Source organism: Rhizobium sp. 05N49, assembly GCF_056396805.1.
Window position 1 is genome coordinate 16,786 of the sequence record NZ_JBFTME010000006.1, and the last position, 21,592, is coordinate 38,377.

The following is a 21,592-nucleotide window of genomic DNA, read 5'->3' on the forward strand; positions in this document are numbered from 1 at the left end:
TCCCGCGCCATTCTATCGGGCGCAAGATAGGTGCCGGCTGTCAAGCCCGGTATATTGCGGATCGCCCAATTTCATCTCAGGATAGCGCATTCAGTGGAGAACCCTTAAGCGGAGGAACAGCACTTGGCCTTTCCGACACTGCCACCCGGTTCCGTCGAACCACCAGGGGCTCCCGGCATCGAGCCCCGCTGGACCTCCAGCGACAAGAGTGCGGTCGGCACATCAGTCAGCTCGGCGAGCTGCGTCTGGTTCACCACGAGCCACGGCATTGTGAACGAGATCTACGCTCCGCGGCTCGACATGGCCTGTGTGCGCGATTTCGGCTTCATCGTTACCGCGCAGGGCTATTTCTCCGAGGAGAAGCGTGACGCCGATCACAGCGTGCAGGCGATCGAGGACGGCGTTCCGGGCTTCCGCCTGGTCAATACCGCCCGCGACGGTCGCTATCGCATTACCAAGACCATCTTTTCGGACCCGGAGCGCGAAGTGGTGTTGCAGGACATCCGCTTCGAGGCTTTGACGGGCAGTCTCTCCGACTACAGGCTGCACGCACTGATCGCCCCGCATCTCGTCAATGGCGGCGCAGACAACACCGGCTGGTATGCAGATTTCAAGGGCAGGCCGATGCTCTTTGCCGAGGGTTCCGGCCGCTCGCTCGCCGTCGCCGCTTCTGTGCCCTGGCTTGCGCGCTCGGTGGGTTATGTGGGCTTTTCCGATGGCTGGCAGACGCTGTCGCGCGGCGAGGGACTGAAGGAGGAATATTGCTATGCCGGCTCCGGGAACATCGCGTTGTCGGGGACACTGGATATTCAATCAAGCGGCGGCCGGGGCGACCAGGGACGGGCGCTGATCGCCATCGGTTTCGGCACGCAGCCGGAGGAGGCGGCCCTGCGTACGCTGCTCAGCCTGGAACAAGGCGTCGAGCCGGCGCTGAAACATTATCGCAGCGGCTGGCGGGAGTGGCAGGCCGGGTTGCTGGCGCTCGACGAGCCCCATGATCCAACCCAGCTGAACCGGTACCGCGTCAGCACCGGCGTGCTCGCCACCCACCGGGACGATGCCTCCGGCGCCATCATTGCCAGCCTTTCCATCCCCTGGGGCTTCAGCAAGAGCGATGATGATCTTGGCGGCTATCATCTGGTCTGGACGCGCGATCTGGTGGAAACGGCGGGCGGACTGCTCGCAGCCGGGGCCATAGCGGATGCGCGCTCGGTGCTCGACTATCTCGCCGTCATCCAGGAAGGGGACGGTCACTGGGTGCAGAATGCCTGGCTCGATGGCAGGCCTTACTGGAACGGCATCCAGATGGACGAGACGGCCTTTCCGATCCTGCTCTACGACATGCTGCTGCGCGCAGGCGCAATCGATGCCGCCGAGCGGGGGCGCTATCTGCCGATGATCGAGGCTGCGGCGGGCTATATCGTCAGAAACGGGCCTGCCACCCAGGAGGACCGATGGGAGGAGGATGCCGGCTATTCGCCTTTCACGCTCGCTGTCGAGATTGCCGGCCTGCTTGCAGCGGCCGATGCCGTGGAAGCGGCCGGGCGGCTGGATGCGGCGCGCTATCTGCGCGAAGTGGCTGACGGCTGGAACGAGCGCATCGAGGAATGGACTTACGCCACCGATACCGAGCTGTCGCGCCGTGTCGGCGTCGAAGGCTATTATGTTCGCATCGCCTCGGCGACCGATGGTAGCAGCCCGTCACTGCGGCGTGACTTCATTCCGATCCGCAATCGGGACGATCTCGGCGAGGTGCTTGAAGCGGACCTGCTGATCAGTCCAGATGCGCTGGCGCTCGTACGTTTCGGCCTGCGGGCCGCCGACGATCCGCGCATACTTGGTACGGTGGCCGTGATCGATGCGGAGTTGCGCCGCGACCTTCCTGCCGGTCCCTACTGGTATCGCTACAATGACGATGGCTATGGCGAGCGCATCGACGGCGCGCCCTTTGCCGGCAGTGGTGTCGGACGGTTGTGGCCGCTCTTGACCGGCGAGCGCGCCCATTATGAACTCGCTGCCGGGCGAGCCGGCGAGGCGCGGCGGATGCTCGCAGCACTCGAAGCCTCGGCAAGCGAAGGCGGGCTCCTGCCGGAGCAGATCTGGGACAGCGAAGACGTGCCGCGGCGCGAACTCTTCCTCGGCCGCCCCTCCGGCAGCGCCATGCCGCTCGTCTGGGCGCATGCCGAACATATCAAGCTGCTGCGATCGCTGCGCGACGGCGTGATCTTCGATATGCCGCCCCAGACCTTTGCCCGCTATGTCGCGGCAAAACCGGAACCGGCGCCTTTCTCGTGGCGGCTGACGGCGCGGCAGGACCGTATGCCGGCCGGACGCAAGCTGCGCATCGAACTGCCGTCACCCGCCCTGGTGCGCTGGTCCACCGACTGCTGGGCAAGTGCTACCGACAGCCCGTGCCGTGACACCGCCTTCGGAACCCATGTCTTCGACCTGCCAACGGAGGCGCTTGGTCCCGGCAAGATCGACTTCACGATTTTCTGGGCAGATGTACAGCGCTGGGAGGGCGCGGATTTTCAGATCGAGGTGGTTTGAGGTTCGTGCCGTGCGCCGCCGAGCGGACACAAAGAAAAAGCGGCCGTTGCGGCCGCCGAAAAAACTCAGTTCATCGGGTCCAGAAATCAGGCCTTGTAGATCAGCCAGCTCTTGGTGAACTCCTTCTGCATGCCGTCCTCATAGACGGCGGTGCAGTTACGACCAGCGTTCTTGGCGCTGTAGAGCGCGATATCGCTCTTGGAATAGAGTTCGCCGGCATCGTCGGCATGCGAGGCCATGCAGATGCCGATGGAGACGGTGACCGGGCCGTAATTGACGCGCGTGCGGGAATTCTTGAAGGGTGTCGATTCCAGCGTCCGGCGGATGCGCTCGGCGATCGCAGTGACTTCATCCAACGTATTGCCGTCGATGATCAGGGCGAACTCCTCGCCGCCGGTGCGAGCGACGAAGACGTCGCGGCGGACGTTGCTGCGGATGACGGAGGCGACTGTCGCCAGCACCTTGTCGCCGACCGGATGACCATAGGTGTCGTTGATCTTCTTGAAATTGTCGATGTCGGCCAGGAGCAGGGCGGTTACCGGGCGTAGCGCCGGAGTGTTGAAGACGGCCGCCAGACGGTCGTCGAACGCGCGACGGTTGGAAAGGCGTGTCAGCGAGTCGGTATTGGCGATGCGCTTGTATTCGTCGAGTTCCTTACGGACCTGATCCATCTCCTGCGAGCGCTGAACCATGTCTTCGACGGTCTTTTCGCCATGGATGATCGTGTCGCCAGTTGCCTGGGTGAGCAGGTCGATGGCGTTTTCGATCAGGTCGGCGCTCGTCGTGCTCTTGGAGCTGATGCGCTTGCAGGTCTCGTTGAGCAGCCGATTGTAGCTTTCGAGCGAGGTCTGCTCCTGGCGCAGCACGCGCAGCAGGCCTTCCAGCTCACCGGCGATGCGGCTGTGGGCGTCGTCGAAAATCTTGGCGGGCGCCGTGTGGGAACAATGTTGCGAGCCAAGCGCATCGAGCTCGGCCTGCGACGCCTGGCTGCCGAGAGCGGCAAGGTCGCGGGTGAGTGCCGGGTTGGAGCCGATATAGGCTTCGTAGAAGAGTTCGTAGTTACGGGGAATTGGCGCAACGCCCATGGAGCGCATGGCATAGGTGATCTGACCCGCCACATCGGGAACCTGCACCTTGGGCGCAACAGCCGTGTTCATCCGGCAACTCCTCATCCAATTCTTAAGCAATCTTCTATTTGTTACCTTAGATTTCTTGGGAAATGATTAAAGCGACATATACCAAAGATTACATACGATAAGTTTGACGGGCATCAATACTACGATCAGCCCTATGATTTTTCACAAATATTTGTAAGTTCGACTGCAACGCAGACACCTCTTATGCGCGAGGTGTTCCAAAAAAGTTCAATCGTTTTCTCTTTTTAGGGATTGTTTTCGCTTTGTTGACGGTCGGTATCTTTTGTCTGATCTACAGACCGGCATGGCGAGATCACAGATTCCATCTCAGGAAATCGAATTCATCGGGACCGGATCACGGTCTCCGTCTTTGGGCATGAGATCATGGAATCGTCTCGCCACACGTCACCCGTCATTCTTGGTCTCGCCGTTCTCGCCGGCACCATCTTCCTTCTGCAGCAGAGTGGCTTTTTCAATGGCATCTTCAGCACAGACATCGTCGCCAGCGTGAAGGCAGAGGATGTCCTGAGCGCTGCCGATATCGCCACAATGGAGAAGCGGCCGGCCCCGTCCATGACGGCCGTCAATCTCGAAGGGCCTCAGGCGGCTTCGGTGCGGTAGAATATTGGGTTTGTCAGGGCGATACGGCACGCGGCCGATCGCCCTTCACCGGACTTCCTTAGCCCAGATTCAGCTCCTGGAAGAAGTCGTTGCCCTTGTCGTCGATGACGATGAAGGCCGGGAAGTCCTCAACCTCGATCTTCCAGACGGCTTCCATGCCAAGCTCTGGATATTCCAGCACCTCGACCTTGCGGATGCAATCCTGCGCCAGACGGGCGGCCGGGCCGCCGATGGAGCCGAGATAGAAACCCTGGTGCTTCTTGCACGCTTCGCGCACGGCGCGCGAGCGGTTGCCCTTGGCGAGCATGACCATGGAACCGCCGAAGGACTGGAACTGGTCGACATAGCTGTCCATGCGACCGGCAGTCGTCGGGCCGAAGGAGCCGGAGGCGTAACCGGCAGGCGTCTTGGCCGGGCCGGCATAATAGACCGGGTGGTTCTTCATATAGTCGGGCATGCCTTCGCCCTTTTCCAGCCGCTCACGGATCTTGGCATGAGCGAGGTCGCGGGCGACGATGATCGTGCCCGTCAGCGACAGGCGCGTCTTGACCGGATGCTTGGAAAGCTCGGCCAGGATATCGGCCATCGGCCGGTTGAGATCGACACGCACCATGGACTCGGAGAGCTTAGCCTCGTCGATCTCGGGCAGGTACTTGGACGGATCGGTTTCCAGCTGCTCTATGAAAATGCCATCGCGGGTGATCTTGCCCTTGGCCTGACGGTCGGCGGAACAGGAGACGCCGAGGCCGATCGGCAGCGAGGCGCCATGGCGGGGCAGGCGGATGACGCGCACGTCATGACAGAAATACTTGCCGCCGAACTGGGCGCCGACGCCGAGGCTTTGCGTCAGCTTGTGGATTTCCTTTTCCATCTCGATATCGCGGAAGGCGTGTCCGTCTTCCGAGCCTTCAGTCGGCAATTCATCGAGATAGCGAGTGGAGGCAAGCTTGACGGTCTTCAGGTTCATCTCGGCCGAGGTGCCGCCGATGACAACAGCCAGATGATAGGGGGGACAGGCTGCCGTACCCAAGGTGAGGATCTTCTCCTTGAGGAAGTCCAGCATGCGATCATGCGTCAGGAGCGAGGGCGTGCCCTGGAAGAGGAAGGTCTTGTTGGCCGAACCGCCGCCCTTGGCGACGAAGAGGAAGTCGTAGCTGTCGGTGCCTTCCTCATAGATATCGATCTGTGCCGGCAGATTGTTCTTGGTGTTCTTTTCCTCGAACATCTTGATGGGCGCGAGCTGCGAATAGCGCAGGTTCTTCTTTTCATAGGCGTCGAGAACGCCCCTGGAGAGGGCCGCGGTATCGCCGCCTTCGGTCCAGACGCGGCGGCCCTTCTTGCCCATGATGATCGCAGTGCCCGTATCCTGGCACATGGGCAACACGCCGCCGGCGGCGATATTGGCGTTCTTCAGGAGGTCGTAGGCAACGAAGCGGTCGTTGTCGGTCGCTTCGGGATCGTCGAGGATCGCGGCCAGCTGCTTCAGATGGCCGGGGCGCAAAAGGTGGTTGATATCGGCAAAGGCGGTTTCGGCAAGAAGGCGGATACCCTCGGGATCGACGGTCAGGATCTCCTGGCCCTTGAAAGTATCGACAGAGACATGGTCGCTGCTGATCTTGCGGTAGGGGGTGTTGTCGGTGCCAAGTGGGAAGAGATCGTCAGCCATCGAAGTGACCTTTCTGGGTGGGATAGTTTGGAACGGGTCTAAATCTGGCACGAGCTAAAAGCAATTGGGAAGGGTGGGGGATTGGTGGTGAAAATTCCGCGGTGGTTTCGCTGCGGAAGGACCACATCTTTCAGCCATCATGGTTGCGATTGACCCAGCCGCGTTCGCGGCAGGCAAGTGAAATCTCTCGGCCAGTGGCTCCAGCAACCAGCATGGCAATAAGCTTTCATTTTACAATCGAAGAGTTTTAATTGAGCGGCATGCCCCGTGACTCGAATTTCGAGAGACAGAGATGAAGGATATCGAGGAAGAGATTGGCAAGGAGTTCCGCGCAGGCGGGCACTTTTATGATATGCGGAAGATGAACTTCGTTGAGATCGAGGCTGTACGGGCTATCGAGACGATCCGCCATATCGATCCGCAGAAATACAATTCGAATGAGAAATGCAAACTTGTGCTCCTCATCTGGCAGCTGCCTCTGTATGCACTATGGTGGCGAGATCGCTGTGTGCAAATGGGGGCCGACAGGATAAAATTTGAAGCATACGTCCGCGAATTGGAGAGAGTTGTCGAAGAAAAGCTAAAGGGACTGCTTTCATAAGACCCGCTAATATTATGCTCCCGCATAACTGCAGTCCTCGGTGACAATCTCACAAGATTCAGGCGACGTCTGCCCTTATCAGGTCAAGTTGATCTGACCTAAAGATGAAGGAAGGATCCCGGCCATCTCAAACAAGAAAGGCCGGCTAAGCCGGCCCTTTCATACTTCAATTCATCAACTCACTTGGGGCTGATCATCGTCTCCGGGCGCACGATCGCGTCATACTCTTCCGACGTCACCAGCCCGCTCGCCAAGGCCTCTTCCTTCAGGGTCGTGCCGTTCTTGTGGGCCGTCTTGGCGATCTTGGCGGCGGCGTCGTAGCCGATCTTCGGGGCAAGGGCGGTCACCAGCATCAGCGAGCGTTCGAGGCCGGCCTTGATATTGTCTTCGCGGGCCTCGATGCCGACGACGCAATTATCGGTGAAGGAGACGGCAGCGTCGCCGAGCAGCTGCACCGACTGGAGGAAGTTGTAGGCCATCATCGGATTATAAACGTTGAGCTCGAAATGGCCCTGACTGTCGGCGAAGGTGAGAGCCGCGTGGTTGCCGAAGACGTGGATGCAGACCTGAGTGAGGGCTTCGCACTGAGTAGGGTTCACCTTGCCGGGCATGATCGAGGAGCCGGGCTCGTTTTCGGGCAGCGCCAGTTCGCCGAGACCGGCGCGCGGGCCGGAGCCGAGCAGGCGGATGTCGTTGGCGATCTTGAAGAGGGCGGCGGCGGCCGCATTGATCGCGCCATGCGCGAAGACCATCGAATCATGCGAGGCGAGCGCCTCGAACTTGTTCGGCGCAGTCACGAAGGGCATGTCGGTGATGACGGCGATCTCTTCGGCAACCTTTTCGGCAAAACCGACCGGTGCATTCAGCCCGGTGCCGACGGCGGTGCCGCCCTGAGCGAGTTCGCAGAGGCCGGGCAGGGTCATTTCGATGCGCTTGATGGCGGAGCCAACCTGCGCTGCGTAACCCGAGAATTCCTGACCTAACGTGAGCGGTGTCGCATCCTGCGTGTGCGTGCGGCCGATCTTGATGATGTGGCTGAACTCCGTGACCTTCATGTCGAGCGCGGCATGCAGGTGCTTCAGCGAGGGCAGCAGGTGATGGGCGATCTGTTCGGCGCAGGCGATGTGCATGGCCGTGGGGTAGGTGTCGTTCGACGACTGACTCATATTAACGTGATCGTTCGGGTGCACGGGCTTCTTGGAACCCATGACGCCGCCGAGCATTTCTATCGCGCGATTGGAGATCACTTCATTGGCGTTCATATTGGATTGCGTACCGGAACCAGTCTGCCAGACGACCAGAGGGAAATGGTCGTTCAGCTTGCCGTCGATCACTTCCTGGGCGGCATTCACGATGGATTTGCCGAGTTCAGGATCGAGCTGGCCGAGCGCCATGTTGGCGCGGGCGGCCGCCTGCTTGACGATGCCGAGCGCACGCACGATCGAGAGCGGCTGCTTTTCCCAGCCGATCTTGAAATTGCCGAGAGAACGCTGCGCCTGCGCGCCCCAATATCGGTCGCTGGCGACTTCGATCGGGCCAAATGTGTCGGTTTCGGTGCGGGTTGAACTCATGGCTCATGCCTTCCTGTCACATGCTGTTGGGCAGTCTTTGAAGATGAGGACTTATAGGGTGGAAAACCTGCCAAGAAAACCAGACGCCACACGAAATATTGAAGACGGATCTCATGTTTTGCATCGCCGCTCAGGCGCTTCAGCGGCGTGTTTTTTCGGCCACGCAGGGAAATTAATGCAAATAGCGACAGAAAGCGCACTTTCTCAAACCGGAAAATTCGGTAAAAAATTAACTAATAATTTCATAATTTTGTGTGAACTGCTGCACGGCGCTTGCGTTCGACTCCGTCACACAAAGTTGAGTCTGAAAACGCTGGCGCCTCAGGCCGGTTTCTGATGAATGGGCCGCGGCTGCCGTGAAGAATTGATCTGAGCCATTTGCTCGACAACAGCATTATACTGGGACTGGAAAACAAGATGAAGTTCGTTTTGAAAAGCGCGGTTTCCGCATTGGCACTTTCCTGCGTAATGGGCGCGATTCCTGCGCATGCCTATACGCTGATGGATATGCTGCGCGGCGACCGGGCAAGAAGCGGCCAGAGCACGATCATCATGGACCCTTCGGCTCCAATGCGCGGCAATCCGGGCAACCGTAACGGGCTCGGCGGCGATATCGATCCGGAAGCGGCGCTGCCGAAGGTTTCCAGCCCGCGTTATTACACCTACAAGGCCGAAACGCTGCAGTTCGTCGACACGACGAAGTTTGCAGATCCCGTTGTCACCGGTGCAGTCGCCGACGTCTCCGGTTCGACCACCACCGACGGCGCTCCGCAGCGCCATTTTCTGACGGAAGCCAAGGTCCGCGCCAATCCGGATGTCGCCAAGGCCCTGCAGGGCTATTACGGCGACGGCAAGAACCCGCTGGTCTGGGTGTCCGGCGAGGGTGTCAACGAGCGCGGCAAGGCGGCGCTGAGCGTGCTCGCCGATGCGGCAAGCGTCGGCCTCGACCCCGCCGATTACGCAGTATCCGAGCCGAGCATCGATCCGGCCAATCCGGATCCTGACGTCCGTGACCGTGCGCTGACGCAGTTCGAGCTCGCGCTTTCCTCCAAGGTTCTCTCCTATGTGCAGGATACGACCCGTGGCCGCGTCGACCCGAACAAGCTCTCCGGCTATCATGATTTCCAGCGCAAGGTCGTCAAGCTCGATCCGGTGCTGAAGCTGTCGCGCATGAGCCCTGACGTTGCGGCCTATCTTTCCAGCCGCAACCCCGACGGCACGCAGTTCCTGGCGCTGAAGGCCGAGCTTGCGAAGCTGCGTGGTCTCGGCGGCGGCTATGAAGAGCAGATCACCATTTCGCTCGACAGCCTGCTGCGGCCGGGCGACAGCTCGCCGGAAGTGGCCAATATCGTCAAGGCAATCCAGAAGCATGGTTCGGAAGAACTGAAGACGGCGCATGCTGCCACCTTCTCGGCCTATACCGGCAGCAGCGACTATTCGCCCGAGATCGTGTCACTGGTCGAGGACTTCCAGAAGGAACACGGCCTGAAGCCCGATGGCGTGATCGGCCAGGCGACCGTGCGCACCATGACCGGCGGCGACTCGAACGGCTCCAGGATCGGCAAGCTCGTCGTCGCCATGGAGCAGGCGCGCTGGCTGCCCGCGGATCTCGGCCCGCGCTACGTGATGATCAACCAGCCGGCCTTCATGGCCTACTACTATAACGACTCCAAGCAGCAGCTTGCGATGCGCACCGTCGTCGGCGGCAAGAACAACCAGACCTATTTCTTCGACGACGAGATCGAAACTGTCGAGTTCAACCCGTTCTGGGGCGTGCCGCAGTCGATCATCATCAACGAGATGCTGCCGAAGCTGCGCTCGGACCCGAACTATCTGGACCAGATGGGCTACGAGGTTCAAGTCGGCGGCCGCGCCGTTCCGTCCTCCAGCGTCGACTGGTACGGCTCGACCCAGAACATCTCTGTGCGTCAGCCGCCGAGCAGCGACAATGCGCTCGGTGAGTTGAAGATCCTGTTCCCGAACAGCCACGCCATCTACATGCACGACACGCCTTCGAAGAGCTTCTTCAAGCGTGACATGCGTGCGCTCAGCCACGGTTGTGTGCGCCTGTCCGATCCGCGCGCGATGGCCGCTGCCGTTCTCGGCACGACGGTCGATGACGTTGCCAAGCAGATCGCTACCGGGCAGAACCATGCCGTGAAGGTGCCGCAGAAGATTCCGGTCTACGTGTCCTATTTCACTGCATGGCCGAACAAGGACGGCGTGATCGAGTATTTCGACGACGTCTATGGCCGCGATGCCTATGTGGAAAAGGCATTCGATGTGACGACCAAGTCGCGTGAGGCGCAGATCTGACGCTTGACGCCGGATGAGGATTTTGACGGGCGGTCTTCGGGCCGCCCGTCCTGTATTTGAGGGGTGCGAGTTGAGAAGAGAGGAGCCCTAAGCGCGATCGGCACGGCCAGCTCTATCAGCCCTCAAACAGCAACCTTTGCCTCAGCCCCCTTCAGCAATCCTTCCACCAATTCCACCGTCAGCTCATCAAAGTGCGTGATGATCACATCCGGGTCCAAACTCGCCACCGGTACATCCGAATAGCCGAAGGGAACCGCAATCACAGGCACCCCGGCGTTCTTGGCCACCGCAATGTCATTGATGCTGTCGCCGACCATCACCGAGCGGGAGACATGGCCGCCGGCGCGCTCGATCGTGCCGGTCAGATGGCGGGCATCGGGCTTTCGATGTTCGAACGTATCGCCGCCGGTGATCGCCTCGAAATAATGCGTCAGGCCGAGCTTCTCCAAAAGACCCGTGGCGAGACCTTCCAGCTTGTTGGTGCAGACGGCGAGCGCATAGCCATCGGCCTTCAGGCGGTCCATGGCAGCGACGAGGCCAGGGTAGGGCTCGGTATGACCGGGCATGTTCGCACTGTAATGGGCGACGAAGCGCTCGACGAGCGGGGCGAGTTCCTCCGACGAGATCGGGCGACCCTGCAGTTTGCAGGCGCGTTCGATCATCACACGGGCTCCCTGGCCAACGAGATGCGTGAGATCGTCATAGGTGACGGGCTCAAGATTAAGAGCGGCGATCGTGTAGTTCAGGCTTTCGACCAGGTCGACATGGGTATCGAGCAGCGTGCCATCGAGATCAAAGACGACGAGGCCTTTATTCTTGGAGGGAGCCTGGCCGGCATTTTCGGGAGCGGGGGTCAAAGTCGTGCCTCTTTGCGGAGTAGGGTCATCCGGGAGTAGGCGATGAACAGCCGAAAAGCAACGGCGCACCGGCAGACGGAAAAGTCGCAGCCGAAACGCGTGGCTTTCAATCGCAGGACGATGATTTTGGCTTTCGTTTGCAATACGAGCCGTGTAAACAGCACATCCAACGCAATATCAGGAGCTAGCGGCGCATGGATGCCCGCGAAATGAAGATCAAGGCCGCCGAGGCAGCACTCGTCCATGTCGAATACGGCATGCGGCTTGGAATCGGGACGGGAAGCACGGCTGAAGAATTCGTCCGCCTGCTCGCCGAAAAGGTCGCCGCCGGTTTCAAGGTCGAGGGCGTTCCGACGTCCGAGCGCACGGCGCGGCTCTGCGTCGAACTCGGTGTCCCCCTGAAATCGCTGGACGAATTGCCGCAGCTCGATCTCACCATCGACGGTGCCGACGAGGTCGATGCGGCACTCCGGCTGATCAAGGGCGGCGGCGGCGCGCTGTTGCGCGAAAAGATCGTCGCTGCAGCCTCGAGCCGGATGATCGTCATTGCCGACGAGAGCAAGCTGGTCGAGACGCTCGGCGCCTTCGCGCTGCCGATCGAAGTCAATCCCTTCGGTCTCGTTTCGACGCGCATGGCGATCGAAAAGACCGCCTCGCGCCTTGGGCTTTCCGGCGAATTGACGCTGCGTCAGTCCGGTGACGGAGACTTTACGACCGACGGCGGACATCACATCATCGATGCATCTTTTGGCCGCATTCCTGATGCAGAGGCGCTGGCGAGGGAACTGAATTCCATACCCGGTGTCGTGGAGCACGGGCTTTTCATCAACATGGCGGCGCTTGCGATCATTGCCGGTCCTGCAGGCGCCCGTACGCTGCAGGCAAACAGATAACAGGAGCATAGAAACTCATGATGAACATTGCAGGTCTTGGCCGTCTTGCCGCTGCGACCATCGTTCTTTCCGGGCTTGCCTTCGGCTCTGCCGCAAGAGCGCAGGAAGTTTCCGAGGAGCAGCTGAAGGCTGCCCGCGCAGCCATGGATGCCATCGGCGCCACCACCCAGTATGACAACATCCTGCCGGGTCTGGCCGAGCGCCTGAAGGCCGGCCTCATCCAGGATTCGCCGAACTATCAGGACGTGATCACTGCGACCGTCGACACCCAGGCTCTGGCTCTGGCACCGCGTCGTGCCGACCTCGAAAAAGAAGCGGCTCTGACCTATGCCAAGGCCTTCTCGGTAGAAGAGCTGAAGGCGATCGCCGACTTCTACAATTCCGACGTCGGCAAGAAGCTGCTGCGCGACGGTCCGGTTGCCTCGCGTGAAACCGCCAAGGCTGCCGATATCTGGGCGCAGGGCATTTCCCGTGATCTGGAAAAGCAGAGCAATGCCGAGCTTTCCAAGGTCATCAAGGCTCCGCCGGCGGCAACCGACAGCCCGGTAACGCCGGCTCCGGCAGCAGCGCCGGCTGCCCCCGCTGCTCCGGCACCTGCCAAGAAGTAAGACCATCCTTCATTTCGACAAAAGCCCGGCCTCGTCCGGGCTTTTGTTTTTGTGGCGCTGCCACCTATATGTTGAAAACCCGTCCAGCGATTCCCTCCGGAGATCATCATGCCTTCCTACGACTACGACCTCTTTGTCATCGGCGGCGGTTCGGGCGGCGTGAGAAGCGCACGCGTTGCAGCCTCGCTCGGCAAGAAGGTGGCGATCGCCGAGGAATATCGCTACGGCGGCACCTGCGTGATCCGGGGCTGCGTGCCGAAGAAGCTCTTCGTTTATGCTTCGCAGTTCCACGAACATTTCGAGGATGCGGCCGGCTTCGGCTGGACGGTCGGCGAAAGCTCGTTCGACTGGCAGAAGCTGATCGCGGCCAAGGACAATGAGATCGCGCGGCTGGAAGGGCTCTACAAGAAGGGCCTTGCCGGCGCCAATGCCGAAATCCTGGAGACACGCGCCGAACTCGTCGATGCGCATACGATCAGGCTCCTGAAGACGGGCGAGACGGTGACGGCAAAGACCATCGTGATCGCCACCGGCGGCCGGCCGAACCCGCATGAGGCGCTGCCCGGCCACGAGCTCTGCATTTCCTCCAACGAGGCCTTCCACCTGGAAGAACTGCCGAAATCGATCCTGATTGCCGGCGGCGGCTACATCGCCGTCGAATTCGCCAACATCTTCCACGGGCTCGGCGTCGAGACGACGCTGATCTATCGTGGTACCGAAATCCTCTCGCGCTTCGACGAGGACCTGCGCCGCGGGCTGCATGAGGCAATGGTCGCCAAGGGCATCCGCATCCTCTGCCAGGACGTGATGCAGAAGGTGACGAAGGGTGAAGACGGCCTCGTTATCGAGACGCTGAAGAACGGCACGCTCAACGCCGGTATCGTCATGCTTGCGCTTGGTCGCGATCCGAACACGAAGGGGCTGGGGCTCGAAAAGGCGGGCGTTGCAGTCAACGAGCGCGGCGCCATCATCGTCGACGATTATTCTCGTACCAATGTCGAGAACATCTATGCGCTCGGCGACGTCACCGATCGGGTACAGCTGACGCCGGTCGCGATCCATGAGGCGATGTGCTTCATCGAGACGGAGTACAAGGACAATCCGACCAAGCCGGATTACGACCTCATCCCGACGGCGGTCTTCTCGCAGCCGGAGATCGGTACGGTCGGTCTTTCCGAAGAAGAGGCGGCCAAGCGCTACAAGGAGCTGGAAGTCTATCGCGCCCAGTTCCGGCCGCTGAAGGCAACGCTCTCGGGCAGGGCGGAAAAGATGATGATGAAGCTGATCGTCGATGCCGCAAGCCGCAAGGTGGTCGGCGCCCATATTCTCGGGCATGACGCCGGTGAAATGGCGCAGATCCTTGGCGTCACGCTGAAGGCCGGCTGCACCAAGGACGATTTCGACCGGACCATGGCGCTGCACCCGACGGCAGCCGAAGAACTGGTGACCATGTATGCGCCGAGCTACCGTATCCGGGACGGCAAGCGCGTCTGATCCATCCTCATGAAATGAGGCCTGCCGCACAGGCGGCAGGCGAGGGTGATCTCTGTTTTATGCCGTCCTTGTCGCGAAACGGCTTCACAGGGCTGGACGACATGCTTAGCTCGTCAGGCGCGGCGCGCGGATAACCTTCAGGAACAGGGCCTTCATGGCATCAGCAATGCCCTCGGTCGGTGACACCTCGAAATAGAGGCCCGGCGAGGCGCAGGCGGCCATGCGCGTGGGTATCTCGTTCTGGAAGGGCTTGATCCAGGTATTGTACCAGTTGTTGCTCGGCAGCGGCAGGTAGGTGGTGTAGAGAATGGCGATCTTGACGCCGCGATCCTTGAGCGGCTTGCAGAAGGACGTGTCGATCGGCTCCTGGCAGCGGCCACCGGTCGTCTTCTTGGTGCAGGTCGAAGGCTTGTAGCTGTCGCCCACACCATCCGACACGAAGAACAGGATCTTTTCGGGCTTGGTATTCGACGTGCCGTCGCCGGCCGGATCGATGATGGTGTTCATCTGCGTCATGGCACTGTCGAAGCTGGTGAGCTGGTCCTGATTGTAGTTCTGATAGGGAATGGTCATCAGGTCGACGGCGTTGGTATAGTTTTTCACCGTCGTCAGATCCGAGGTGAGATTTGAGATCGTCGTCAGCTTGGCATCCTCGGCCTTGGTGCCGAAGGTGTAGACGCCCATGCGGAACTGGTCGGCGCTGACGCGTTCTGTCTTGGCCGTATCGGTCAGCGCCTGGGTTGCCTGGCGCACCACATCGATACGCATGGCGACGCCGAGGCTCTTGGCGATCGTGTAGTTGTTGGAGGCCTGGTCCATCTGGTGGCAGGCGAAGGCACAGCCGGTCTTGGCCTGCAGCTTGGAAACGTCGGTCGGCGTTGCGGCGACACCCATGGACGGCGTGTTATCCAGGAGGATGTAGAAATCCATGAAGGATGCGGTCTGATATTCCGCCGTCGCCGAGCCCGATATGGTGATCGAGTCCTGGCCGAGGATATGCATGAAGGTGGTCGGTACGGAGGCGCTGAAGGTGACCTTCGAATTGAGCTTGTTGGCCGTCTTGGTGACGTCGATGCTCAGGTTCACCGCCACCGAGGTCAGCTCGCCGGACATCTGCGAGAAAAAGATGCTGCGGGCATCGGTCTTGGCGACCGAGATGGTGCCGTCCCCCTGCATGGTCATGGCAGCCGCCACCGCATCCGATTTTTCGGAAATCGAGCCGACGGCTGCAGCATCGGCCGCGGCATAGAGCTCGGTGCGCAGGCTCAGTGCATGGGCATAGTCCAGCGCCAGACCGGCAGAGCCTACCAGCGGCACCATCAGCAACGCCGTCATGATGCCGAAATTGCCGGATCGGTCCGAAAGGAACGCGGACGAAAGGATACCCATGCTCAACCCCTATATTATTAGGGTCTGCTTTACATACGAAATCTAAATTAGCCGGAAAATAGCATGGTATATATCGCCTTAACGCCAGGTTCGACGTCGCATTGGCGCAGCCGGAGTGACGCTGCGAGCCGGCGATGGAAACTCTTTCGGGGCGCCGAATGCGCTACTAGGCAAGGGAAGCCGAAAGGTTTATAAGCCGCCGCATTCTTTAACGGGCAGGCATCCGGGTAAACCGGGTGGGGAAGCAGATGAGCGACATGGCACAGAATTGGACCCCGAGCAGCTGGCGCAGCAAGCCAATCCAGCAGGTTCCGGAATATCCCGACGCGGCCGCGCTGGCGGCGACTGAAGCCACGCTCTCCACCTATCCGCCGCTGGTTTTTGCCGGTGAGGCCCGCCGCCTGACGAGCGCGCTTGCCAATGTCGCCGAAGGCAATGCCTTCCTGCTGCAGGGCGGCGATTGTGCCGAGAGCTTCCTGGAGCACGGCGCCGACAATATCAGAGACTTCTTCCGTGCCTTCCTGCAGATGGCCGTCGTGCTGACCTTTGGCGCCCAGCTTCCCGTCGTGAAGGTCGGGCGCATCGCCGGCCAGTTTGCCAAGCCGCGTTCGGCGCCGATGGAAACGCAGAACGGCGTTTCGCTGCCGAGCTATCGCGGCGATATCGTCAACGGCATCGAATTCACGCCGGAATCCCGTATCCCGAGCCCTGAGCGCCAGCTCGATGCCTACCGCCAGTCGGCCGCAACGCTGAACCTGCTGCGCGCATTTGCGATGGGCGGCTATGCCAATCTCGACAACGTGCACAAGTGGATGCTTGGCTTCGTCAAGGACAGCCCGCAAGGCGAGCGCTACCGCAAGCTTGCCGACCGCATCAGCGAAACCATGGATTTCATGAAGGCGATCGGCATCACCTCGGAAAACAATCCGAGCCTGCGCGAGACCGATTTCTTCACCAGCCACGAGGCGCTGCTGCTCGGCTACGAAGAGGCGCTGACCCGCGTCGACTCCACCTCCGGCGACTGGTACGCCACATCCGGCCACATGATCTGGATCGGTGATCGCACCCGCCAGCTCGACCATGGGCATGTGGAATATTTCCGCGGCATCAAGAACCCGATCGGCCTGAAATGCGGCCCGTCGCTGCAGCCCGACAACCTGATCGAGCTGATCGACGCATTGAACCCGGCCAACGAAGCCGGCCGCCTGACGCTGATCTGCCGCTTCGGCCATGACAAGGTCGCCGACAGCCTGCCGAAGCTCATCCGCGCCGTCGAGCGCGAGGGCAAGAAGGTCGTCTGGTCCTGCGATCCGATGCATGGCAACACGATCACGCTCAACAACTACAAGACGCGGCCCTTCGAACGGATCCTCTCGGAAGTCGAAAGCTTCTTCCAGATCCACCGTGCCGAAGGCACGCACCCGGGCGGCATCCATATCGAGATGACCGGCAAGGACGTGACGGAATGCACCGGCGGCGCCCGCGCCGTCACGGCCGAGGACCTGCAGGATCGCTATCACACCCATTGCGACCCGCGCCTCAACGCCGACCAGGCACTCGAGCTGGCCTTCCTGCTGGCCGAGCGCATGAAGGGCGGGCGTGACGAGAAGCGGATGGCCGCAAGGGCCTGAGGCGATTAGCCGATAGAGTTTGAAAAGCCCGGCCTAGAGCCGGGCTTTTTGTTTGTGGAGTCACAGGCATCGCCATTACCCCCTGTGATAAGCCCACCGATGAGGGAGGCGAGGGCATCACCGCAACTGAACATGCAGATGGTCGTCGTGACGCGCAGCGCGGCATCCCTGAAACCGCACATGATCGTCGGTGATGCCGAGCGCTTTTTTCAGATGCGGTTCAAGAAATACCTTCTCCACTCCGAACCGGCTCACGCCCTCGGTGGTGAGCCAATTCACCGCCGCCGCCGTCCGTTGCTTCTGAAGCCGGTAGGCAGGAAAAAGCGGCTGGAGAAAATCGAGGTCCCAACGCCCCGTCAGCCAGTCGTTCCGCCCCTTGCATGGCTGCTCATCACTATTGGCGGGCTGTTCGAAAGCGAAGTAGCCGATTGGTGAGCGGGTGACGCCATCAAGGAAATTACCGCTGGAATCCTCGTAATAATAGGCGAAGTCGAGCTTCCTGCCGTCAGTATGCGACAAATGCGGCAGCAGCGGAAAGCCGGTCAGGAAGGGGAAATTGGCATCCAGTGCGATCGTTGTCGCGCCGGGGAATTGCCTGTCCATATTGTCTGCAAGGGCATAGGCCAGATCGCGCACTGCAGGCGTGACATAATTTCGATTGAGGGCGCAGTAGATCGGTGAGCGGACGACAAGCTTGTCTGCAGCGTCTGCCAGACAGGACAGGGGAACACGCCCGAAGATCGGCGCAACGATGCTGGTTACAATCGTCAGGCTGGTATAGACGAGCAGGAAGAGTGCGAGCTTCGGCACAAATCTACGCACGGCCCAAAGGCGTGCAACCGCGATGCCTACGAGATAGGCGATACCGCCGATCTGTGTGAGCAGGGTCAGAAAGACGACGATTGCGAAACGAAAGCCGAAACGAAGCATCTGATGCTTTTTTTCACCGGAGGTTGCGATTTTCTTCCATTGCCATTCTCATGAGCGATGACACAAGAGGTAAGTTTGATGCGAACACGTCCGGCCGCGCGGCTGCTTCTACTCGATCAGTTCGGGTGCGTCCTGCTTTTCAAATTCGTCTTCAGATCGGGCGCGCTTGCGGGGCGGCAATATTGGGCGACGYCGGGCGGCGGGCTTGAGGAGGGCGAGACGTTCGAAGCCGCGGCCTTGCGTGAGCTCACGGAGGAAACCGGCCTCCATGTGGATCAGGTGGGATCATCGATCGGCAGCCGGTCTTTCGAATTTCAGCTCCACAATGGCGAGATGGTGCGCGCCGAGGAGCAGTTTTTTGTGCTGCGCACCGAGCGTGGGGCGATCTCCGATAGCGGCTGGACGGATCTGGAACGAGAGGTCATGGCGGATCACCACTGGTGGTCGGCCGAAGAACTACTTGCCAGTGCCGACGTCATTTTCCCGGATGGTATCGTCGATCTCATGAAGACCGCAGTCTCGCAGCCTGCGCTGCCGATCGCCATGAGACGGTGATCGAGGCCCTTGTCGTGACGCCACGCGCCCTGTATGCATTCCGCATGACCCGTGTACCGACCCTGTCCGGCCTGTATTACGCGCTGCTCCCATAGAGCGGCGACGGTCATCTATTCGAAACCCGAACGCCGCACGGTCGGCGGCGCGTGTTTCAGCAGAAGGTCTCCGGCCTGACGGCCCCACTGGAGACCCTCATGACCATCAATTTTCAGCCTTCCATCAAGCTTCGATCGGAGTTTCTGCGCGTTCTCGCGGAGCGCGGATTCATCCAGCAATGCACTGATCTCGAAGCCCTCGACAACCGGCTCGGCACCGGGATCGCGACAGCCTATAACGGTTTTGACCTCACGGCCGACAGCCTGCATGTCGGGCATCTCATCCCCATCATGATGCTGCGCTGGTTTCAGAAGACCGGCCACAGGCCGATCGCGCTGATGGGCGGCGCCACGACGCGGCTCGGCGATCCGAGCTTTCGCGATACGTCGCGGCCATTGCTCAGCGAAGAACAGATCGCCGCCAATCTCGCCGGAATCCGGCGCATCTTCGAGCGGTTCCTGACCTTCGGCGGCGGGCCGACCGATGCGCTCATGGTCAACAATGCCGACTGGCTTGGTAGCCTGAAATACCTGGATTTCCTGCGCGATGTCGGTCCGCATTTCTCCGTCAACCGGATGCTGACATCCGAAAGCGTGCGCCAGCGGCTGGAGCGAGAGCAATCGCTCTCGCTGCTCGAATTCAACTACATGGTCATGCAGGGCTATGACTTTCACGTGCTTGCCGAAACGCATGGCTGCCTGCTGCAGCTCGGCGGTTCGGACCAATGGGGCAATATTCTCAGCGGCGTCGAGTTCGGGCGGCGTGCCGGCGGGCGAACGCTGTTCGGTTTGACGGCGCCGCTGCTCACGACCGCGTCGGGTGCGAAAATGGGCAAGAGCGCATCGGGCGCGGTCTGGCTGAATGCAGATCGGCTGTCGCCCTACGAATTCTGGCAGTTCTGGCGCAACACCGAGGATGCCGATGTCGGCCGCTTCATGCGGCTCTTCACCGAGCTGCCGCTTGACGAGATTGCGCGCCTGGAAGCTTTGCGCGGCTCCGAGATCAATGTTGCAAAGAAGGTGCTTGCCGACGCGGTGACACGGCTCTGCCATGGCGCAGACGCGGCGACGCAAACCTCCGAGACCTCTCGCCGCATGTTTGAAGAGGGCGAGGCCGCTGCAGGATTGCCGACGGTTGCCATCGAGGGCGATCTGCTGCGCCAGGGCCTGCCGCTGCCGGATGCGCTTGTCGCATCGGGGCTTGCAAGGTCGAAAAGCGAGGCGCGGCGGCTGATCATCGGCGGCGGCGTGCGTGTCAACAGCAGCAACGTGTCCGATGAAGCCATGCGGCTTACCGATGCCGACGTGGAGCAGGGCGTCATCCGCCTGTCGGTCGGCCGGAAGAAACATGTGCTGCTACGGCCGGAACCGTAATGCCATCGCGAATGGGCTGCCTCACACGGCAGGCGGCCCGCTCGTCGATGTCAAAGGGCATGGTGCTGACGGAAATGCCGCTGCAGGAAAGACCGGGCCTTGAGGAAGCTCCATGTCCTGGGTGCGTCGGGCAGGAAACCATCGTCGTTCAGGATATCACTCAGCGGTGACGCGAAGAGTTCGGCCGCCTCGTTGCGGTCTGGTGCATGATGGGCGCCGTCGAGGATCGCGGCTGAAGTGGAGCGGCTCGATGCCAGAATGAAAAGCTCCGGGTGGCAATGGACGGGATCGTAGGCGAGGCCGATCGCGAAGGCGGTGGAGCGATCGATATCGGTGACGGCAACCTCCTCGGCAAGTTCGCGGGCCGCCTCGTCGAAGAGATCGACTTCTTCGCTGGCACCCGGTTCCGCATAACCGCCGATCAGATAAAGGGCGCCTGGATTCTGCTCCGCAGTCAGGCTCCGCTTGGTGACGATCACCTGCTGGTCCGCGGTAACAAGGATAATGGTGAGCCCCAGCGGATCGGAGCGCTCGGCGTCAGGGTGCTCAGCGGCAAAGCCGGCATGGCGGGTCACGACATAGGCGGAGAAGCTCGTGCTTTGGGCCATGATGGTCAATCCGCCATTCTCGATGCGATGCTCGGCCAAGCGCAGGAGCTGCCCGTCGAAGGCCGTTGGGTGTCTTTCGAGAAAGCGATCCCAGCCGGCCCGCCGCAGTGCCTCGACCGGCTCGGAAAGCCGGAAGGTTCCGGCGCAGCGGCAATGAATATGATCGACTGATATTGTGAATGCCTGGTCTGCGAATGTCATGCGCGCAATGTCTTTCTCAGCAATTCGATCGTCTCTGCAACAGATGGTCCCTTTATCGGTGGCGGCTCGGCCCGCTCGCAGAATTCGCGCCAGATGAAGAAGGTCAGCTCGGCCCCATCGGTCGGCGTTTCGCCCGGGCCTTCGGCAAAGGTCTGCAGCAGACGGTAACGCTCATCCTGCCAGAAGAGGTCTTCCACCCAGTCATAGATCGGGATGATGTGGAAGTGGATCGGAAAGCCGGGCGAGTGGCCGTAGCGGCCAATATAGACGCGCTTTGCGCCGAGCACCTTACCGAGGGCATGCTGAGCTTTTGCCAATAACGGGCCGAGCTCGCACAACGCTTCAGCCGACAGGTCTGCGAGATCGTTGGTGAAGCTTCGCGAACTGACCATGAGATAGCCCGGCAGGGCGGAATTGATGCGATGGTTCACCAGCCAGCCGGATGTTTCGGACACATGGAACTGTGCAGGAATTTCCAAGGATGCCTTCCTCTCTT

At 60.7% G+C, this 21,592-nt stretch carries 19 protein-coding genes; 11 read left to right on the plus strand and 8 right to left on the minus strand.

All coding sequences use genetic code 11. From position 1 onward, the window contains the following. Positions 1-123 precede the first annotated feature (123 nt). Entirely contained in the window at positions 124-2,550 is a 2,427-nt protein-coding gene (locus tag AC1DF8_RS13710) for a glucan 1,4-alpha-glucosidase (protein ID WP_478153928.1), read from the plus strand. Between the two features lie 86 nt (positions 2,551-2,636). On the opposite strand, the gene AC1DF8_RS13715 is transcribed toward AC1DF8_RS13710, so the two are convergent. After that, positions 2,637-3,707, minus strand: a complete 1,071-nt coding sequence (locus AC1DF8_RS13715; protein ID WP_478153929.1) for a GGDEF domain-containing protein — start codon at positions 3,705-3,707, stop codon at positions 2,637-2,639. Positions 3,708-4,070: 363 nt separating this feature from the next. On the opposite strand from AC1DF8_RS13715, the gene AC1DF8_RS13720 reads away from it, so the two are divergent. Then, positions 4,071-4,307 (plus strand): hypothetical protein, encoded by a 237-nt coding sequence (locus AC1DF8_RS13720; RefSeq protein WP_112968253.1) that lies wholly within the window; start codon positions 4,071-4,073, stop codon positions 4,305-4,307. 58 nt (positions 4,308-4,365) lie between these two features. Here the strand turns inward: AC1DF8_RS13720 and AC1DF8_RS13725 are convergent, their stop codons facing one another. Next, positions 4,366-5,973, minus strand: a complete 1,608-nt coding sequence (locus AC1DF8_RS13725; protein ID WP_478153930.1) for a fumarate hydratase — start codon at positions 5,971-5,973, stop codon at positions 4,366-4,368. A 292-nt stretch (positions 5,974-6,265) separates the two neighbouring features. Here AC1DF8_RS13725 and AC1DF8_RS13730 point away from each other — a divergent pair, with 292 nt between their 5' ends. Beyond that, on the plus strand, positions 6,266-6,574 hold the full coding sequence (locus tag AC1DF8_RS13730; protein ID WP_113210396.1) for a hypothetical protein: 309 nt from the start codon (positions 6,266-6,268) through the stop codon (positions 6,572-6,574). Positions 6,575-6,753: 179 nt separating this feature from the next. On the opposite strand, the gene fumC is transcribed toward AC1DF8_RS13730, so the two are convergent. Continuing rightward, positions 6,754-8,145 carry a class II fumarate hydratase gene (gene fumC / locus AC1DF8_RS13735; protein ID WP_478153931.1) on the minus strand — a complete coding sequence of 464 codons (1,392 nt, stop codon included), beginning with the start codon at positions 8,143-8,145 and terminating at the stop codon, positions 6,754-6,756. Between fumC and AC1DF8_RS13740 the strand changes: the two genes are divergently transcribed. Together AC1DF8_RS13740 and AC1DF8_RS13745 are read left to right on the plus strand one after the other, a co-directional pair. Then, on the plus strand, positions 8,144-8,482 hold the full coding sequence (locus AC1DF8_RS13740) for a hypothetical protein (protein WP_162735759.1): 339 nt from the start codon (positions 8,144-8,146) through the stop codon (positions 8,480-8,482). The genes fumC and AC1DF8_RS13740 overlap by 2 nt on opposite strands. A gap of 80 nt (positions 8,483-8,562) precedes the next feature. Then, positions 8,563-10,461, plus strand: coding sequence for a L,D-transpeptidase family protein (locus AC1DF8_RS13745; protein ID WP_112547346.1), 1,899 nt, complete (start codon positions 8,563-8,565; stop codon positions 10,459-10,461). A gap of 122 nt (positions 10,462-10,583) precedes the next feature. On the opposite strand, the gene AC1DF8_RS13750 is transcribed toward AC1DF8_RS13745, so the two are convergent. After that, the gene (locus AC1DF8_RS13750) at positions 10,584-11,318 is read right to left on the minus strand and encodes an HAD family hydrolase (protein ID WP_478153932.1); all 735 of its coding nucleotides are present in this window, start codon (positions 11,316-11,318) and stop codon (positions 10,584-10,586) included. Between the two features lie 194 nt (positions 11,319-11,512). On the opposite strand from AC1DF8_RS13750, the gene rpiA reads away from it, so the two are divergent. From rpiA to gor, 3 genes are all read left to right on the plus strand, one after another. Next, entirely contained in the window at positions 11,513-12,211 is a 699-nt protein-coding gene (gene rpiA, locus AC1DF8_RS13755; protein WP_112547344.1) for a ribose-5-phosphate isomerase RpiA, read from the plus strand. Positions 12,212-12,228: 17 nt separating this feature from the next. Next, the gene (locus AC1DF8_RS13760; RefSeq protein ID WP_112547343.1) at positions 12,229-12,819 is read left to right on the plus strand and encodes a DUF2059 domain-containing protein; all 591 of its coding nucleotides are present in this window, start codon (positions 12,229-12,231) and stop codon (positions 12,817-12,819) included. 108 nt (positions 12,820-12,927) lie between these two features. After that, a complete protein-coding gene (gor, locus tag AC1DF8_RS13765; protein ID WP_478153933.1) occupies positions 12,928-14,313 on the plus strand; it encodes a glutathione-disulfide reductase in 1,386 nt (461 codons plus the stop codon). 105 nt (positions 14,314-14,418) lie between these two features. Here gor and AC1DF8_RS13770 read toward each other — a convergent pair whose 3' ends face one another. Then, on the minus strand, positions 14,419-15,702 hold the full coding sequence (locus tag AC1DF8_RS13770) for a pilus assembly protein TadG-related protein (protein ID WP_113116838.1): 1,284 nt from the start codon (positions 15,700-15,702) through the stop codon (positions 14,419-14,421). Between the two features lie 257 nt (positions 15,703-15,959). Between AC1DF8_RS13770 and AC1DF8_RS13775 the strand changes: the two genes are divergently transcribed. Beyond that, complete coding sequence (locus AC1DF8_RS13775; protein ID WP_478154083.1) at positions 15,960-17,333, plus strand: class II 3-deoxy-7-phosphoheptulonate synthase; 1,374 nt, start codon at positions 15,960-15,962, stop codon at positions 17,331-17,333. Positions 17,334-17,450: 117 nt separating this feature from the next. On the opposite strand, the gene AC1DF8_RS13780 is transcribed toward AC1DF8_RS13775, so the two are convergent. Then, positions 17,451-18,263: a hypothetical protein gene (locus AC1DF8_RS13780; protein WP_112547340.1), complete on the minus strand. Its 813-nt coding sequence runs from the start codon at positions 18,261-18,263 to the stop codon at positions 17,451-17,453. Positions 18,264-18,341: 78 nt separating this feature from the next. On the opposite strand from AC1DF8_RS13780, the gene AC1DF8_RS13785 reads away from it, so the two are divergent. Continuing rightward, positions 18,342-18,818: an NUDIX hydrolase gene (locus AC1DF8_RS13785; protein ID WP_478153934.1), complete on the plus strand. Its 477-nt coding sequence runs from the start codon at positions 18,342-18,344 to the stop codon at positions 18,816-18,818. A gap of 194 nt (positions 18,819-19,012) precedes the next feature. Next, positions 19,013-20,287: a tyrosine--tRNA ligase gene (gene tyrS, locus AC1DF8_RS13790; protein WP_478153935.1), complete on the plus strand. Its 1,275-nt coding sequence runs from the start codon at positions 19,013-19,015 to the stop codon at positions 20,285-20,287. A gap of 50 nt (positions 20,288-20,337) precedes the next feature. Here the strand turns inward: tyrS and AC1DF8_RS13795 are convergent, their stop codons facing one another. Together AC1DF8_RS13795 and AC1DF8_RS13800 are read right to left on the minus strand one after the other, a co-directional pair. Then, entirely contained in the window at positions 20,338-21,096 is a 759-nt protein-coding gene (locus AC1DF8_RS13795; RefSeq protein ID WP_478153936.1) for an NUDIX hydrolase, read from the minus strand. Beyond that, positions 21,093-21,575: an HIT family protein gene (locus AC1DF8_RS13800; protein WP_478153937.1), complete on the minus strand. Its 483-nt coding sequence runs from the start codon at positions 21,573-21,575 to the stop codon at positions 21,093-21,095. Before AC1DF8_RS13800 ends, AC1DF8_RS13795 begins: the two co-directional genes overlap by 4 nt. Between the last annotated feature and the right edge of the window lie 17 nt (positions 21,576-21,592).

Bases quoted from the DNA above. Each gene is read 5' to 3' on its own strand.
- AC1DF8_RS13715 (WP_478153929.1), bottom strand. From the start codon at position 3,707: ATGAACACGGCTGTTGCGCCCAAGGTGCAGGTTCCCGATGTGGCGGGT.
- AC1DF8_RS13720 (WP_112968253.1), top strand. From the start codon at position 4,071: ATGGAATCGTCTCGCCACACGTCACCCGTCATTCTTGGTCTCGCCGTT.
- AC1DF8_RS13725 (WP_478153930.1), bottom strand. From the start codon at position 5,973: ATGGCTGACGATCTCTTCCCACTTGGCACCGACAACACCCCCTACCGC.
- AC1DF8_RS13730 (WP_113210396.1), top strand. From the start codon at position 6,266: ATGAAGGATATCGAGGAAGAGATTGGCAAGGAGTTCCGCGCAGGCGGG.
- AC1DF8_RS13740 (WP_162735759.1), top strand. From the start codon at position 8,144: ATGGCTCATGCCTTCCTGTCACATGCTGTTGGGCAGTCTTTGAAGATG.
- fumC (WP_478153931.1), bottom strand. From the start codon at position 8,145: ATGAGTTCAACCCGCACCGAAACCGACACATTTGGCCCGATCGAAGTC.
- AC1DF8_RS13745 (WP_112547346.1), top strand. From the start codon at position 8,563: ATGAAGTTCGTTTTGAAAAGCGCGGTTTCCGCATTGGCACTTTCCTGC.
- rpiA (WP_112547344.1), top strand. From the start codon at position 11,513: ATGGATGCCCGCGAAATGAAGATCAAGGCCGCCGAGGCAGCACTCGTC.
- AC1DF8_RS13760 (WP_112547343.1), top strand. From the start codon at position 12,229: ATGATGAACATTGCAGGTCTTGGCCGTCTTGCCGCTGCGACCATCGTT.
- gor (WP_478153933.1), top strand. From the start codon at position 12,928: ATGCCTTCCTACGACTACGACCTCTTTGTCATCGGCGGCGGTTCGGGC.
- AC1DF8_RS13770 (WP_113116838.1), bottom strand. From the start codon at position 15,702: ATGGGTATCCTTTCGTCCGCGTTCCTTTCGGACCGATCCGGCAATTTC.
- AC1DF8_RS13775 (WP_478154083.1), top strand. From the start codon at position 15,960: ATGGCACAGAATTGGACCCCGAGCAGCTGGCGCAGCAAGCCAATCCAG.
- AC1DF8_RS13780 (WP_112547340.1), bottom strand. From the start codon at position 18,263: ATGCTTCGTTTCGGCTTTCGTTTCGCAATCGTCGTCTTTCTGACCCTG.
- tyrS (WP_478153935.1), top strand. From the start codon at position 19,013: ATGACCATCAATTTTCAGCCTTCCATCAAGCTTCGATCGGAGTTTCTG.
- AC1DF8_RS13795 (WP_478153936.1), bottom strand. From the start codon at position 21,096: ATGACATTCGCAGACCAGGCATTCACAATATCAGTCGATCATATTCAT.